Raw genomic sequence first — 14,251 nt, forward strand, 5'->3', positions numbered from 1 at the left:
GCGCTGTGCGGGCCGACGGACGGAATGGTGCAAGGGGTGCGGGCTGACGGTGCGGGCCCCGCGTGGACGGGGCCCGCACCGGGCTCGTCGTCAGATCTCTTCGACGCTGCTCGCGTTGGGGCGGCGCGACAGGTCGATGCCGAGCTCCTCCGCCGCGCGGTAGACCTCGTCGTCGTTCTCCTTCATGTCGATGGAGACGCCGTCCGAGGAGAGCACCTCGACGTTCAGGCAGAGCGACTGCATCTCCTTCAGCAGCACCTTGAACGACTCCGGGATGCCCGAGTCGGGGATGTTCTCGCCCTTGACGATCGCCTCGTAGACCTTCACGCGGCCCGGGACGTCGTCGGACTTGATGGTGAGCAGCTCCTGCAACGTGTACGCGGCGCCGTACGCCTCGAGCGCCCACACCTCCATCTCGCCGAACCGCTGGCCACCGAACTGGGCCTTACCGCCCAGGGGCTGCTGCGTGATCATCGAGTACGGACCGGTCGAACGGGCGTGGATCTTGTCGTCGACCAGGTGGTGGAGCTTGAGGATGTACATGTAGCCGACGGCCACCGGGTCCGGGAACGGCTCGCCGGAGCGGCCGTCGAACAGCCGGGCCTTGCCGTCGTGACCGACCATCCGCTCGCCGTCGCGGTTCGGCAGCGTGGAGCCGAGCAGACCCGTGAGGGTCTGCTCCGGCACGCCGTCGAACACGGGGGTGGCGACCGGGGTGCCGGGCGCGGACTTCGCCGCGATGGCCGGGACCTCGTCCCGCCACTGCACGTCGCCCTCCGCGAGCGAGATGTCCCAGCCCTGCTTGGCGATCCACCCGAGGTGGACCTCGAGCACCTGGCCGACGTTCATGCGGCCGGGCACACCCATCGGGTTCAGGACGATGTCGACCGGCGTCCCGTCCTCGAGGAACGGCATGTCCTCGGGGGGCAGGATGATCGAGATGACGCCCTTGTTGCCGTGACGACCGGCCAGCTTGTCACCGGCAGTGATCTTGCGGCGCTGGGCGATGTACACCCGGACCAGCTCGTTCACGCCGGCGGGCAGCTCGTCGCCGTCCTCGCGGTTGAAGGTGCGCACCTCGATGACCGTGCCGGACTCGCCGTGCGGCACCTTCAGCGACGTGTCGCGGACCTCGCGGGCCTTCTCTCCGAAGATCGCGCGCAGCAGGCGCTCCTCCGGGGTCAGCTCGGTCTCGCCCTTGGGGGTGACCTTGCCGACCAGGATGTCGCCGGCGTTCACCTCGGCGCCGATGCGGATGATCCCGCGCTCGTCGAGGTCGGCCAGCACCTCCTCGGAGACGTTCGGGATGTCCCGCGTGATCTCCTCGGGGCCCAGCTTGGTGTCGCGGGCGTCGACCTCGTGCTCCTCGATGTGGATCGAGGAGAGCACGTCCTCCTGCACCAGGCGCTGGCTCAGGATGATCGCGTCCTCGTAGTTGTGGCCCTCCCACGACATGAACGCGACCAGCAGGTTGCGACCGAGCGCGAGCTCGCCACCGTCCGTCGCCGGGCCGTCGGCCAGCACGGAGCCGGCCTCGACACGGTCGCCCTCGTTGACCAGGACACGCTGGTTGTAGCTGGTGCCCTGGTTGGAACGGCGGAACTTGGCCACCCGGTAGGAGCCGGTGGTCGCGTCGTCGTGCGCGATGGTGATCAGGTCGGCCGAGACCTCGGAGACCACACCCGGCTTCTCGGAGACGATGACGTCGCCCGCGTCGACCGCCGCACGCCACTCCATGCCGGTGCCGACCAGCGGCGCCTCGGAACGGACCAGCGGCACGGCCTGGCGCTGCATGTTCGCGCCCATGAGGGCACGGTTGGCGTCGTCGTGCTCGAGGAACGGGATCAGCGCCGTGGCGACGGAGACCATCTGCCGCGGGGAGACGTCCATGTAGTCGACGTTCTCGCCCGCGACGTACTCGATCTCGCCGCCCTTGACGCGGACCAGCACGCGCTCCTCGGCGAAGGTGTTGTCCGCCTTCAGCTCGGCGTTGGCCTGCGCGATGACGTGACGGTCCTCGTCGTCGGCGGTGAGGTAGTGCACCTCGTCCGTGACGACACCGTTGACGACCTTGCGGTACGGGGTCTCCACGAAGCCGAACGGGTTGATCCGGCCGTAGGTCGCGAGCGAGCCGATCAGACCGATGTTCGGACCCTCAGGGGTCTCGATCGGGCACATGCGGCCGTAGTGCGACGGGTGGACGTCACGGACCTCCATGCCGGCGCGGTCGCGGGACAGACCACCGGGGCCCAGGGCCGACAGGCGACGCTTGTGCGTCAGGCCGGCGAGCGGGTTGTTCTGGTCCATGAACTGCGACAGCTGGCTGGTGCCGAAGAACTCCTTGATGGAGGCGACGACCGGCCGGATGTTGATCAGGGTCTGCGGCGTGATCGCCTCGACGTCCTGGGTGGTCATCCGCTCGCGGACGACGCGCTCCATCCGGGACAGGCCCGTGCGGACCTGGTTCTGGATCAGCTCGCCGACGGCGCGGATGCGCCGGTTGCCGAAGTGGTCGATGTCGTCCGTCTCGACGCGGACCTCGATCGCCTCACCGTTGCGCACGCCCGCCATCGAGGTGCGGTCGATGTGCAGGCTGGCCAGGTACTTGATCGTGGCGACTATGTCCTCGCGGGACAGCACCGAGTCGCTCAGCGCGGCGTCGCGGCCCAGCTTCTTGTTCAGCTTGTAGCGGCCGACCTTCGCCAGGTCGTAGCGCTTGGGGTTGAAGTAGAAGTTGTCCAGCAGCGCACGGCCGGCCTCGACCGTCGGCGGCTCGCCCGGGCGGATCTTGCGGTACAGGTCGAGCAGGGACTCGTCCTGCGTCTGCACGTGGTCCTTGTCCAGCGTGTCGAGCACGGCCGGGAAGTCCGCGAACTCGGCACGGATCTCGGAGTCCGTCATGCCGAGCGCCTTGAGCAGCACGGTGGCGTTCTGCTTGCGCTTGCGGTCGACGCGCACACCGACGTTGTCGCGCTTGTCGATCTCGAACTCGAGCCAGGCCCCGCGGCTCGGGATCATCTTCGCGGTCAGGACGTCCTTGTCGCTGGTCTTGTCGGCGACGCGCTCGAAGTACACGCCCGGCGAGCGGACCAGCTGGGAGACGACGACACGCTCGGTGCCGTTGATGATGAACGTGCCCTTGTCGGTCATCAGCGGGAAGTCGCCCATGAACACGGTCTGGCTCTTGATCTCACCAGTCGTGTAGTTGACGAACTCCGCCGTGACGAAGAGCGGTGCGGCGAAGGTGAAGTCCTTCTCCTTGCACTCGTCGGCCGTGTACTTCGCCGGCTCGAAGCGGTGCTCGCGGAAGGAGAGGGACATCGAACCGCCGAAGTCCTCGATCGGGGAGATCTCCTCGAAGATCTCCTCCAGACCGGCGGTCTGCGGGACGTCCTGGCGTCCCGTCTCGAGCGCGGCGGCCACCCGGGCCTGCCAGCGCTCGTTGCCGAGCAGCCAGTCGAAGCTCTCGGTCTGCAGCCCGAGCAGGTCCGGCACCTCGAGGGGCTCGGAGATCCTGGCGAAGGAGATGCGGCGAGAAGCGGTGCGAGTGGCGATGGCGTCGGCGGAGGGTGCAGAAGGGGTGCGCGAGGCAGCCAAGAGGGGTCCTTCCCTGCGGATCGAGTGCACGCTGCGCCGGTCCCGGCGAGATACGACCCCCCGGCCTCGGAACCACCCGGCGTCGCGCACGAACGACGAAAGGAAGGCTCGGGTTATACGGGATCGCGGACACAGGCCAGCGCAAAGCGCGAGCATACTCGCTTCGGCGCACGCCGTCCAGCAGCGCACTCCCTCGTACACTCTCCGGCCGCTGCCCCGCGACCGACCACCACGCCCCCGACCCGATCGGCCGTGGACCTCAGGACACCGATGCCGGCGCCGTTGCCGTCCCCCCGCTGTCCCGCATGCTCACTCGTCGTGCTCCCGGCGGGCGAGCCCGACGGGTGCGGCCCGGTGAGCCGTGAGGCCCGGTCCGGTGTCGCCGCGGCCCATGATGGCACACGACGGTCCGCGCCGCCGCAGGCGCCCCTCGATCGGTGGACAGGGACGCCGGGCACGACGAGGGCCCGCCCCCACGTGCGGGGACGGGCCCTCGTGCTGCCGGCGGCCGCGTCAGCGCGCGACCGCCGAGGGGGTCACTTGACCGAGACGGTCGCGCCAGCGCCCTCGAGGGCGGCGACGGCCTTGTCCGCGGCCTCCTTGTTGACACCCTCGAGAACCGGCTTCGGGGCGCCGTCGACGAGGTCCTTGGCCTCCTTCAGGCCGAGGCTCGTCAGGGCGCGCACCTCCTTGATGACCTGGATCTTCTTGTCGCCGACGGTCTCGAGGACGACGTCGAAGGAGGTCTTCTCCTCGACCTCCTCGGCCTCGGCGGCGCCACCGGCGGCCGGCGCGGACGCGACGGCGACGGGGGCGGCGGCGGTGACCTCGAAGGTCTCCTCGAACGCCTTGACGAACTCGGACAGCTCGATGAGCGTGAGCTCCTTGAACGCGTCGATGAGCTCGGCGGTGGACAGCTTCGCCATGGTGGCGGTTCCTTCCGTGTGGGCCCGCCGGTCGCGGCGACCGGCGGTGATGCTGGGGTTACGGGGTACGGCCGGAGCGGAAGCTCAGGCCGCGGACTGCTCGGACTCGTCGCGCTTGGCGCGCAGGGCCTCGACGGTGCGGACGGCCTGGGCCGCCGGCGCCGTGAACAGGTAAGCGGCCTGGTAGAGCTTGGCCTTCATCGCGCCGGCCGCCTTGGCCAGCAGAACCTCGCGGGACTCGAGGTCCGCGAGCTTGGTGACGTCCGCCGCGGTCAGGGAGCGGCCGTCGAGCACGCCCCCCTTGATGACCAGGGCGGGGTTCGCCTTGGCGAAGTCACGCAGACCCTTGGCGGTCGCAACCGGGTCACCGGTGACGAAGGCGATGGCGGACGGGCCCTTCAGCTCGTCCGCGAAGCCCTCGAGCCCGGCGTCCCTGGCCGCGATCGCGGTCAGCGTGTTCTTCACCACGGCGTAGTTCGCGTTACCGCTGAGCGCCTTACGCAGCGACTTGAGCTGCGCGACGGTGAGCCCGCGGTACTCGGTCAGCAGCGCCGCGTTCGACCCACGGAACTGCTCCGTGAGCTCAGCGACCGCGGCTGCCTTGTCCGGCCTCGCCATGACGATCCTTCCGATGGTGGTGCCGCCGGTCTCCAGACGCACGACGAGCCCCGGCGCAGGCGCGGGGCTCGGACGGGCTGCGCGCACGACGGCGCGGGACCGGGAACACTCACCTGCGCCGGTCTCCGCGTGAGCGGGACTTCGGACGACGGGTCGGTCCCGCGGGGCGGGCACGACGAGCCGACGACCGGCGGTCTTGGGCGCGTCAACGGTACGGCACGGTTCGGTGACAACCAAATCCCGGTCGTCCGGCCGGGGGGTGCGGGGTTCAGACGGGGGCGCCGAACACCTGCAGGGGGACGTGCTGACCGGTGACGGCCAGGTCCTCGGCCGTGGCCCGGGCCAGAGCAGGGGCGATCGGCTCCCCGTCGCGGAGCAGCTGGTGCGCCCGCGTCATCACCCGTATCGCCGTGTCGTCGGGCAGCGGCGCCGTCGCGGCGACCACGGCGCCGACACCCGTCCGCAGCAGCACGCTCGCCATGCCGAGGGCCTCGCCGCCGGCGCGGACGCTCGTACGTCCGACCTCGCACGACGAGAGGACCACCAGGTGCGGCGGGCTGCCACCGCCGTCGAGCTCGTGCGCGAACAGCGGACCGTCTGCCAGGCGGACCGAGGAGAACAGCGGGTTGTCCGGCTCGTGCCGGCCGTGGGCGGCCAGGTGCACGATCCCCGGGGACCCGAGCAGCTCGACCATCCGGCCGACGGTCGCCTGCTCCCCGACCAGCGCGCTGGCGGCCGGCCACAGACCGGCGACCCGGCGGGCCTCGTCCTCACCGTGCACCAGGCCCGGTCCTGCGGCGGCGGTGACCCGTTCCGGACGGCGCGGCGCTGCGCCCGCGTGGGTGAGCCAGTGGCGCACCGAGGGCGCCACGACCGTCGGCAGACCACGCCGTGCCGGCAGCATCGCCCACGGCACCAGGCCGAGCCACCCGCCGGCGACGACGACCAGCTCCGCACCGCCCTCGTCGACGATCGCGCCCAGCGTGCGCTGCAGCGCCTGGAGCCCCTCGCCGAGGGACCGGGCTGCCGCCCCCCGCAGGTCGCGCGGGACGAGCGGGTTGGCGAGCACCTCCAGGTCCGCGTGCACCCGGTGCACGTGCTCCCGCAACGGCGCGGCATCGCCCAGCCTGCGTAGACGCAGGCCCGAGCCGTCGGCGCGCACCCCGAGCACCTCGCCGCGGTGCTCGACCACGTCCACCAGGACCGCACCGGGGTGGTCGGACAGCGCGCGCCGGACCTCGGCCGACCGAGCCGCACGGTCGTCCGCCAGACGACCCTGCTCGTGCCACGAGCGCGCCAGGATCTCGTGCTGCAGGCGACGGCTGTCGGCCAGCAGCCGGTCACGTCCTGGGTCGCTGGCCGGACGGCCCTGGAGGTTGCGGTTCTCGGCGACCAGCTGGCGCAGCTCGGTGAGCAGGGTCGCGGTGACGGGATCCTCCGGCGGCGTGACCCGCGGTGTGCCGCCGATCACCGCGCGCACCCGTTCCACGGCGTCCAGCACCGATCCCGGGCGGCCGGTGGCCGTTGCGAGCTGGAGGTCGAGGTCGGCCAGGGCGGTGCCGTGCACCGCGCCGGCCGTGCGCAGGTCGAGCGAGCCGAACCGGGCGCGGTGCACGCGCAGGTCCCGCTGGCCGGCGCGCACGTCGCGGACCGCGGCCTCGCGTCGCCCCGCCGCGAGCTGGAGGAGGGCTCGGACACGGCGCGCCTGGAGCCGTACCGCGATCGGCGCCTCGACCGGCACGGGGCCGAGCAGCTCGAGCGTCGCCGCCGGGTCGTCGCAGGCACCGCGCGCGAGATCGGCCTCGACCCGGAGGCACGCGGCACTCAACGCCCACAGCGGTCGTCCGGTCTGCCGGCACAGCTCCTCGACGCGGGCGGCCCGGCGCGACACCGAGGCCCACCGTCGGCGCAGCGCGGCATCGCGCTCGGGTGCCGCGGCCAGGAGAGCCGCGTCCGCCTGCAGCTCCCCGAGGGTCGCGCGCACCACCCACGTCTCGTCGCCCCTGCGGCGGAAGAGGTGCCGCGCCACGGCCGCGTGCTGCCGTGCCGCCGCCGAGTCGCCACGCACGGCGGCGCACTCCGCCCGGCCCAGCTCGCACTCCCCCACGTCGTGCGGCAGGTGCTGGTCCGCGAACTGGGCGGCCGCCTCGGCGAAGGTGCGGTCCGCGACCTGGACCAGGCCGGCCTCGAGCAGCACCAGGGCGCGGTCGAGGAGCGCGATGGGCCACTGCCCCGGCATCGTGCGGGCGGCCGCCTCCATCCGCGCGAGCGCCTGCGGCAGCCGTCCGGCGTAGAGCTCCAGGTGACCGCGGTTGTGCTCCGCCTTGAACTGCAGGCGGGCGAACCCCTCGGCACGCGCCCGCCGAGCGCACTCGGCGTAGTCCGCGCGCGCCTGCCCGAGCTCACGACGCTCGGCGTGGACGACGCCGCGGTTGAGCAGCATGCGGCAGGCGTCCAGGGGCTCGGCGTCGGCGATGTGCATGACTGCGGTGTCCAGCCAGGTCAGCGCCTCGTCGAGCCGGCCCGCGCGCAGCGCGAGCAGACCGTGCAGGCCGGCCACCGCGGGCCGCAGCCCCGGCCACCCGGCGCCGGACCCCTGCGACCGGTGGGTGGCCTGGGCCTCCACCATCTCGTCGAGCCGCTGGACCGTGGCGTCGGCGCTGCCGTGCGTCTCGAACTCGCTGCGTGCCAGCTCCATCAACGCCCATGCGCGCACGCGCACCACGTCCGGGTCCCCGTCCGGCACGGCGTCGAGCGTCCGCAGCACCGGGAGCAGACGACGGCGGGCTCGCGCCGGCCGCCCTTCGGCGTTCTCCCGTTCCGCCTCGCGCACGCGCAGCGTCAGCTCCGCCAGGTCCGGCGACCCGGCCTGCGCCGGGGCACCGGTGGGGCACATCCGGCTACAGCTCGATCTGCGGGGTCACGATCGGCACGGTGGGCTCGGCCGGACGGCGCAGGACGAACCTGGCCGGTCCGCGCTCCACGTCCGAGAAGGAGAACCGGCCGTCCGCGTTCGAGCTGGTCACGACGACGTCGCCGTGCTGGTGCAGCTCGACCGTCAGCAGTCCCGCCGGGGCGGCCCAGCCGTCCACCCGCAACCGGTCCCCCTCCGGGTGCACGGACACCATCACCGTCAGCACGTCGGTGGTGAAGGTGATGGTGCCGGCCTCGATGCTGGTCTCGTCGGCGCGCACCGAACCCGCGGCCTCGCCGACCAGGTGCAGCTCGGCGACCTCCGCGTGCAGGGCCTCGACGGTCAGCGCGATGCCGATCCGTTCCACCAGGCCCGCCGGGACGGGGTCGACCGCGTCGACCAGGGCGTCGAGCCGGCGCAGCACCTCGAGGTCGAGCTCATCGAGCGGGGCGTCGGCGAGGGCCTCGAGCTCGCGGCCGTCGGCGTTCACACCAGGCTCCACGTGGGGTCGGAGGTGAGTGCCTGGCGGAGCTTGGCCAGGCAGCGGCCGCGCGTCGGCCCGATGCTCCCGACCGGCATCCCGAGGGAGCGCGACACGACGGCGTAGTCGGGTCGGTCGACCGTCGCCACCAGCCCGAGCAGCTGCCGGCAGCGCTCGGGCAGCTCCCGCACGTGCCGCCACAGCGCCCGGTCGCGCTCGTCGCGCACGGCGACCACGTCGGGCAGCTGGTCCAGGGGGGCGGCGAGCCAGTCCGTCACCGTCTCGTCCTGCTGCTGGCGCATCAGCTCGTCGCGGCTGCGGCGCACCGTCCGCCATGCCGCCCGGCGCGCGGTGACGAGCATCCACTGCAGCGTGGCGCGGGGGTCGCGGATCGTCTCGATGTCGCGCACCAGCGTGAGCCAGACGTTCTGGACGACGTCCTGAGCCTGCTCGGGATCCGCACCCTGCGCGCGCACCGTGTGCCACAGCAGGGGTGTCATCACCTCGACGAGCTCGGCGAGGGGGGCACGGTCACCGGCGCGATAGGCCAGCACCGCGTGCGCCGCGCGCAGCGCGAGCCCTTGCTCCTGGTCGCGGAGCCCGGCCTCGACCGGTCCCACCACCTCGTCACTCATCATCGACCCCTCGCACGTGTCCTCGGCGGGTGGCCGCCCCTGCCGTGCAGACTAGGACGACCCGGACAACCCAGACAAGGACGCAAGGGACCTCCGGCCCGTCGCGGTGCCCGCTCGCGACGGCGTCGACGTCCCCCACGTCCAGCCGCGTCGAGGGTCAGGAGCAGCACCGTCGCACGCAGATACACCGGTCCGGCGATCCCTCGGCGAAAAGGCCCTGTATCTGGCACGCCGCGGGATGCTCCTGTCGATCGCGTGGCGCTCCCGCGCCGCGCCTGAGCCATGAGGAGTGCGTACCCCATGACCGCACCGGAGCGACCAGTGCCCTCGAGCCCGTCGCCGACCGTCGCTCCTCCGCCGTCAGCGGCCGCCGAGCCGCCGGGGCGCGCCGAGGTGCGGCCGGTGAAGCGCGCAGCGGAGGACGCGCTGCTCGCCCGGCCCGGGGTCGTCGGTGTCGACATCGCGGAGAAGCTCACCGGTGGCCGACGCTCCGGCGTGCTGGCGATCGTGGTCCACGTCGAGGTGAAGCGCGGCGCCGACGAGCTCGGCCCCGGGGAGCGCATCCCCGAGCAGATCGAGGGCGTGCCGACCGACGTCGTGGTGCATCACGTCGGGCTCGAGCCGACGGCACCCCCGCCGGTCAGCCCGGAACGGTTCCGACCCCTCGCCGGCGGCATGTCGATCGGCCCCCTGGACCCCGTGACGCTGCCGTCCGACGAGGGCGCGAGGCTCCGCTCCGTGAACGGCACGCTGGGGCTGCTGGTGACCGAGCCCGGGACGGACCGCACGCTGGCCCTGACGAACTGGCACGTCGCCGCCGGCGACGGCCTCGAGGACGTCGGCAGCGTCTGGGTGCAGCCGGCGGTCGCCGACGGCGGGTCCCCGGCGGACCGGTTCGGCTCGCTGGCGCGCGGCGTGCTGACGGAACGTGTCGACGCGGCCGTGGTGGCCCTCGCGCCCGGTGCGCGGTGGACCCCCGCCGTCGTCGGCATCGGAGCCGTGACGGGCTGGGCGTACGCGGAGGTCGGCACAGCCGTCCGTAAGCACGGACGCACCACGGGTCTGACGTCCGGCGTGGTCGCCTCGACCGACCTGACCGTCAAGGTCGACTTCGGCCCCGGCACGGGCCCGAAGATCCTGCGCGACCAGCTGCGGATCGAACCTGCGCCGGGCACCTCGCGGTTCTCCGCCGGCGGCGACTCCGGCTCGGCCGTGGTCGACCTGCAGGGCCGGGTGGTCGGGCTGCACTGGTCCGCCGAGGACGACGGCAGCTTCGCCGTGTCCAGCCCGATCGACGTGGTCCTGGCGACGCTCGGGGTCCAGGTGGCCACACCCGCATCGGTCGCCGCGACCGCCGCACGACGCGCTGCGCAGGCGCGGCTGGTGGCGTCCATCCGGCGGGACGTCCTGCTGCCGCCGATCGAGGCGGCCTTCGGGATGGGCGACGGCGTCGGAGCACGTCCGACGGCACCACGAGTCGGCGCGGCCACGGACGGCGTGCGGACCGGAGGCCCGGGTGCGGGGCCGACCGACCGGGTCGGCGCCGCGCCGACCGGAGAGGACGTGACGCCGGCCGTGCGACCGGAGGCCGCGACGGAGCCGTTCACCGAGCCGTTCACCGAGGCAGCGGCCCAGCCCTTCACCGAACCGTTCACGGAACCCTTCACCGAGCCGTTCACGGAACCGTTCACCGAGGCAGCGGCCCAGCCCTTCACGGAGCCGTTCACGGAGCCCTTCACGGAACCGTTCACCGAGGCAGCGGCCCAGCCGTTCACCGAGCCCTTCACGGAACCGTTCACCGAGGCAGCGGCCCAGCCGTTCACGGAGCCCTTCACCGAACCGGTCTCCGACGCAGCGGCCCAGCCGTTCACCGAACCGTTCACCGAACCGTTCACGGAGCCCTTCACCGAACCGGTCGCCGCCACGGTCACGGAACCGTTCACCGAACCGTTCACCGAGGCCTCCGGCGTCTGGGCCGCCGACCCGGCCGTCCGCGCACGAGCGGTCGCCACGCTGCGGCTGCGCCGGGCGTTCTGGGAGGGCTGGATGGCGGGCCTGCGGCAGGGCCGGCGTCGATGACGCTCCCACCGCACCGGCGCCCGCGCTGACCGTCGTGGTGGCGGAACGGCCCCGCAGGGGGAGGTCGTTCCGCCACCGGACCGCCTGCCGCCACGCGGCGGGCGCCCCCGGGCGGGCGGAGGGCCGCCCGGGAACGACGAAGGCCCGGTCCTCGCGGACCGGGCCTTCGTTCGTGCTGCGGGGAGGGCGACCGTCAGGCCGCGTCCTCCTCCGTGAGCCGACGCGTCTTGTTCTGGTCGAGCGGGATGCCCGGGCCGTTCGTCGTCGACATCGTCGCCTTGGAGATGTACCGACCCTTCGAGGCGGCCGGCTTGAGCCGGAGGATCTCCTCGAGCGCCGCGGCGTAGTTCTCCACCAGCTGCACGTCGGTGAACGACGTCTTGCCGATGATGAAGTTGAGGTTCGCGTGACGGTCCACGCGGAACTCGATCTTGCCGCCCTTGATGTCGGAGACGGCCTTGGCCACGTCCATCGTCACCGTGCCGGTCTTCGGGTTGGGCATCAGGCCACGGGGACCCAGCACCTTGCCCAGACGGCCGACCTTGCCCATCAGGTCCGGCGTCGCCACGGCGGCGTCGAAGTCGGTGTAGCCACCGGCGACCTTCTCGATCAGCTCGTCGCCACCGACCTCGTCGGCACCTGCGGCACGCGCCTGCTCGGCACGCTCACCGACGGCGAACACGACGACGCGGGCCGTCTTGCCGGTGCCGTTCGGCAGGTTCACCGTGCCACGGACCATCTGGTCCGCCTTGCGCGGGTCGACACCGAGGCGGAACGCGACCTCGACGGTGGACGGGTAGGACGTCGTCGACGTCTCCTTCGCCAGGCGCACCGCCTCGAGCGGGCTGTAGATGCGACCGGCCTCGATCTTCTCGAGAGCGGCGCGGTACTTCTTGCTGTGCTTGGCCATCTGCTTCTCCTTGTTCAGCAGTCGTGGTCGACGGGCCGCACAGGGCCCTGCCACTGGTGTGACGTGCCGGGGGCTCAGCCCTCGACGCGGATGCCCATCGAGCGGGCGGTGCCGGCGATGATCTTCGCGGCGGCGTCCAGGTCGTTCGCGTTGAGGTCCTCCAGCTTGGTGCTGGCGATCTCACGGACCTGGGCGTTGGTCAGGGTGGCCACCTTGGTGGTGTGCGGCGTCGGGGAGCCCTTGGCCACACCGGCGGCCTTCTTGATCAGCTCGGCGGCCGGCGGGGTCTTGGTGACGAAGGTGAACGAGCGGTCCTCGTACACCGTGATCTCGACCGGGATGACGTTGCCGCGCTGCGACTCGGTCGCCGCGTTGTAGGCCTTGCAGAACTCCATGATGTTCACGCCGTGCTGACCGAGCGCCGGGCCGATGGGCGGGGCGGGGGTGGCAGCACCGGCGTTGATCTGGAGCTTGATGAGGCCGGTGACCTTCTTCTTCGGGGGCATTGCAGTCCGTTCTTGTCGTGGGCCGACGCCGTGGGCGATGACCCGGTTGCACTGCCGCGCGGCAAGCGCCGCCCGGCGGGATCAGGGGGTGGGGGTCAGATCTTGGAGACCTGGCTGAAGGACAGCTCCACGGGGGTCTCGCGGCCGAACAGCGAGACGAGCACCTTGAGCTTCTGGTTCTCGGGGTTGATCTCGGAGATCGTCGCCGGCAGCGTGTCGAACGGGCCGCCGTCGGTGACGGTGACCGACTCGCCGACGGTGAAGTCGACCTGCACAGGGGCCGCGGCCTTGGCGGCCTTGGTCGCCGCGGGGGTGGTCGGCTGCAGGCTCGGCGCGAGCATCGAGTACACCTCGGACTGCGTCAGCGGCACGGGCTGGTGGGTGTGGCCGACGAAACCGGTGACCCCGGGCGTGTGGCGCACGGCGCCCCACGACTCGTCCGTCAGGTCCATGCGCACCAGGACGTAGCCGGGGATCCGGACGCGCTTGACGACCTTGCGCTGCGCGTTCTTGATCTCCACGACCTCCTCCATGGGGACCTCCACCTGGTAGATGAAGTCCTCCATGTTGAGGCTCTGGGTGCGGTTCTCCAGGTTCGTCTTCACCCGGTTCTCGTAGCCCGCGTACGAGTGGATGACGTACCAGTCGCCCGGGAGCCGGCGGAGCTTGGCCTTGAACGCGGCGACCGGGTCCTCGTCGGGGTCCGGCTCGTCCTCGTCGGACGCCGCGTCCTCGTCGGGCGCCGCGACCTCGTCCTGCTCGACCTCGTCCTGCGCGAGCTCGTCCTCGGGCGCCTCGTCCGCGTCCGTGCTGGACGGAGCCACGTCCGACGTCCCCTCGACGGCCTCGACCGACTCGAGGGCGTCCTCGAGCTCGGCCTCGGCGCCCGGGGTGGGCTGCGGCGACTCCTGCGACACGTGCGAACCTGCTTCCTGCTCGGGGACGAACTGACGGGACCTCACGGGTCCCGGTGGGCGGTCAGCCGCCGAACACCCAGAAGGTGAGCTGGCCGGCGCCGAAGTCGACGACCGTGATGAAGGCCATCACGATGACGACGAACGCGATCACGACCATCGTGTAGGTGCCCAGCTCGGAGCGGGTGGGCCAGACCACCTTCTTCAGCTCGGCGACCACCTGGCGCCAGAACAGGGCGATGCGGGCGAAGAGCCCACGACGCTCCGCGCCGGCTCGAGTGCTCGGTGCCGTGCTGCGGCGCGGCGCCTTGCCCTCGGACGCAGCCGCGGGTGCGGGTTCGCTCACGTCTGGCCTCTCCCTCTCATGACGGACGTCGCCGGCGCCGAGCCGGACATCCGTCGCGCGTCACGTCCCGGAGGGACCTGACGGCTGCGGTGCCGGCGTGACCCGCTGGACCGTCCGGCAGACCTGCTCGCGATCGGATGACCGCTTGCGCAGGGCAGACAGGACTCGAACCTGCAACCTGCGGTTTTGGAGACCGCTGCGCTACCAATTGCGCCACTGCCCTACGGTCGTTCGACGTCCAGCACGTGCGATCGGTTCCCGCCGAGGGCGCAACTGATCATGACGGACGTCAACCGCCGGGGGTCCACTGTACGCGACCGTGGAC

At 72.1% G+C, this 14,251-nt stretch carries 11 protein-coding genes and 1 tRNA gene; 1 reads left to right on the plus strand and 11 read right to left on the minus strand.

Annotated elements, in window-relative coordinates:
• Positions 1-90: 90 nt before the first annotated feature.
• From rpoB to QMF98_RS13695, 6 genes are all read right to left on the minus strand, one after another.
• The gene (gene rpoB, locus QMF98_RS13670; protein WP_337973513.1) at positions 91-3,597 is read right to left on the minus strand and encodes a DNA-directed RNA polymerase subunit beta; all 3,507 of its coding nucleotides are present in this window, start codon (positions 3,595-3,597) and stop codon (positions 91-93) included.
• A 536-nt stretch (positions 3,598-4,133) separates the two neighbouring features.
• On the minus strand, positions 4,134-4,523 hold the full coding sequence (rplL, locus tag QMF98_RS13675; protein ID WP_263729706.1) for a 50S ribosomal protein L7/L12: 390 nt from the start codon (positions 4,521-4,523) through the stop codon (positions 4,134-4,136).
• Positions 4,524-4,607: 84 nt separating this feature from the next.
• Positions 4,608-5,141 carry a 50S ribosomal protein L10 gene (rplJ, locus tag QMF98_RS13680; RefSeq protein ID WP_291758107.1) on the minus strand — a complete coding sequence of 178 codons (534 nt, stop codon included), beginning with the start codon at positions 5,139-5,141 and terminating at the stop codon, positions 4,608-4,610.
• Positions 5,142-5,409: 268 nt separating this feature from the next.
• Positions 5,410-8,037: a CHAT domain-containing protein gene (locus QMF98_RS13685; protein ID WP_337973514.1), complete on the minus strand. Its 2,628-nt coding sequence runs from the start codon at positions 8,035-8,037 to the stop codon at positions 5,410-5,412.
• Positions 8,038-8,041: 4 nt separating this feature from the next.
• Positions 8,042-8,545 carry a carboxypeptidase regulatory-like domain-containing protein gene (locus QMF98_RS13690; protein WP_337973515.1) on the minus strand — a complete coding sequence of 168 codons (504 nt, stop codon included), beginning with the start codon at positions 8,543-8,545 and terminating at the stop codon, positions 8,042-8,044.
• Complete coding sequence (locus tag QMF98_RS13695) at positions 8,542-9,171, minus strand: RNA polymerase sigma factor (RefSeq protein ID WP_337973516.1); 630 nt, start codon at positions 9,169-9,171, stop codon at positions 8,542-8,544. Before QMF98_RS13695 ends, QMF98_RS13690 begins: the two co-directional genes overlap by 4 nt.
• Before the next feature lie 402 nt (positions 9,172-9,573).
• On the opposite strand from QMF98_RS13695, the gene QMF98_RS13700 reads away from it, so the two are divergent.
• Entirely contained in the window at positions 9,574-11,250 is a 1,677-nt protein-coding gene (locus tag QMF98_RS13700) for a chymotrypsin family serine protease (protein WP_337973517.1), read from the plus strand.
• A 193-nt stretch (positions 11,251-11,443) separates the two neighbouring features.
• Here QMF98_RS13700 and rplA read toward each other — a convergent pair whose 3' ends face one another.
• From rplA to QMF98_RS13725, 5 genes are all read right to left on the minus strand, one after another.
• Complete coding sequence (rplA, locus tag QMF98_RS13705; RefSeq protein ID WP_263729712.1) at positions 11,444-12,160, minus strand: 50S ribosomal protein L1; 717 nt, start codon at positions 12,158-12,160, stop codon at positions 11,444-11,446.
• 74 nt (positions 12,161-12,234) lie between these two features.
• Positions 12,235-12,666 carry a 50S ribosomal protein L11 gene (gene rplK, locus QMF98_RS13710; protein ID WP_263729713.1) on the minus strand — a complete coding sequence of 144 codons (432 nt, stop codon included), beginning with the start codon at positions 12,664-12,666 and terminating at the stop codon, positions 12,235-12,237.
• A gap of 95 nt (positions 12,667-12,761) precedes the next feature.
• Complete coding sequence (gene nusG / locus QMF98_RS13715) at positions 12,762-13,583, minus strand: transcription termination/antitermination protein NusG (protein ID WP_337973518.1); 822 nt, start codon at positions 13,581-13,583, stop codon at positions 12,762-12,764.
• Between the two features lie 61 nt (positions 13,584-13,644).
• On the minus strand, positions 13,645-13,926 hold the full coding sequence (gene secE / locus QMF98_RS13720) for a preprotein translocase subunit SecE (RefSeq protein WP_263729716.1): 282 nt from the start codon (positions 13,924-13,926) through the stop codon (positions 13,645-13,647).
• A 150-nt stretch (positions 13,927-14,076) separates the two neighbouring features.
• A tRNA-Trp gene (locus tag QMF98_RS13725) sits at positions 14,077-14,149 on the minus strand.
• Positions 14,150-14,251: the final 102 nt, after the last annotated feature.

Source organism: Cellulomonas sp. NTE-D12 (assembly GCF_027923705.1).
Taxonomy (GTDB): Bacteria; Actinomycetota; Actinomycetes; order Actinomycetales; family Cellulomonadaceae; genus Cellulomonas.

Bases quoted from the DNA above. Each gene is read 5' to 3' on its own strand.
- rplJ (WP_291758107.1), bottom strand. From the start codon at position 5,141: ATGGCGAGGCCGGACAAGGCAGCCGCGGTCGCTGAGCTCACGGAGCAG.
- rplK (WP_263729713.1), bottom strand. From the start codon at position 12,666: ATGCCCCCGAAGAAGAAGGTCACCGGCCTCATCAAGCTCCAGATCAAC.
- QMF98_RS13695 (WP_337973516.1), bottom strand. From the start codon at position 9,171: ATGAGTGACGAGGTGGTGGGACCGGTCGAGGCCGGGCTCCGCGACCAG.
- rplA (WP_263729712.1), bottom strand. From the start codon at position 12,160: ATGGCCAAGCACAGCAAGAAGTACCGCGCCGCTCTCGAGAAGATCGAG.
- rplL (WP_263729706.1), bottom strand. From the start codon at position 4,523: ATGGCGAAGCTGTCCACCGCCGAGCTCATCGACGCGTTCAAGGAGCTC.
- QMF98_RS13685 (WP_337973514.1), bottom strand. From the start codon at position 8,037: ATGTGCCCCACCGGTGCCCCGGCGCAGGCCGGGTCGCCGGACCTGGCG.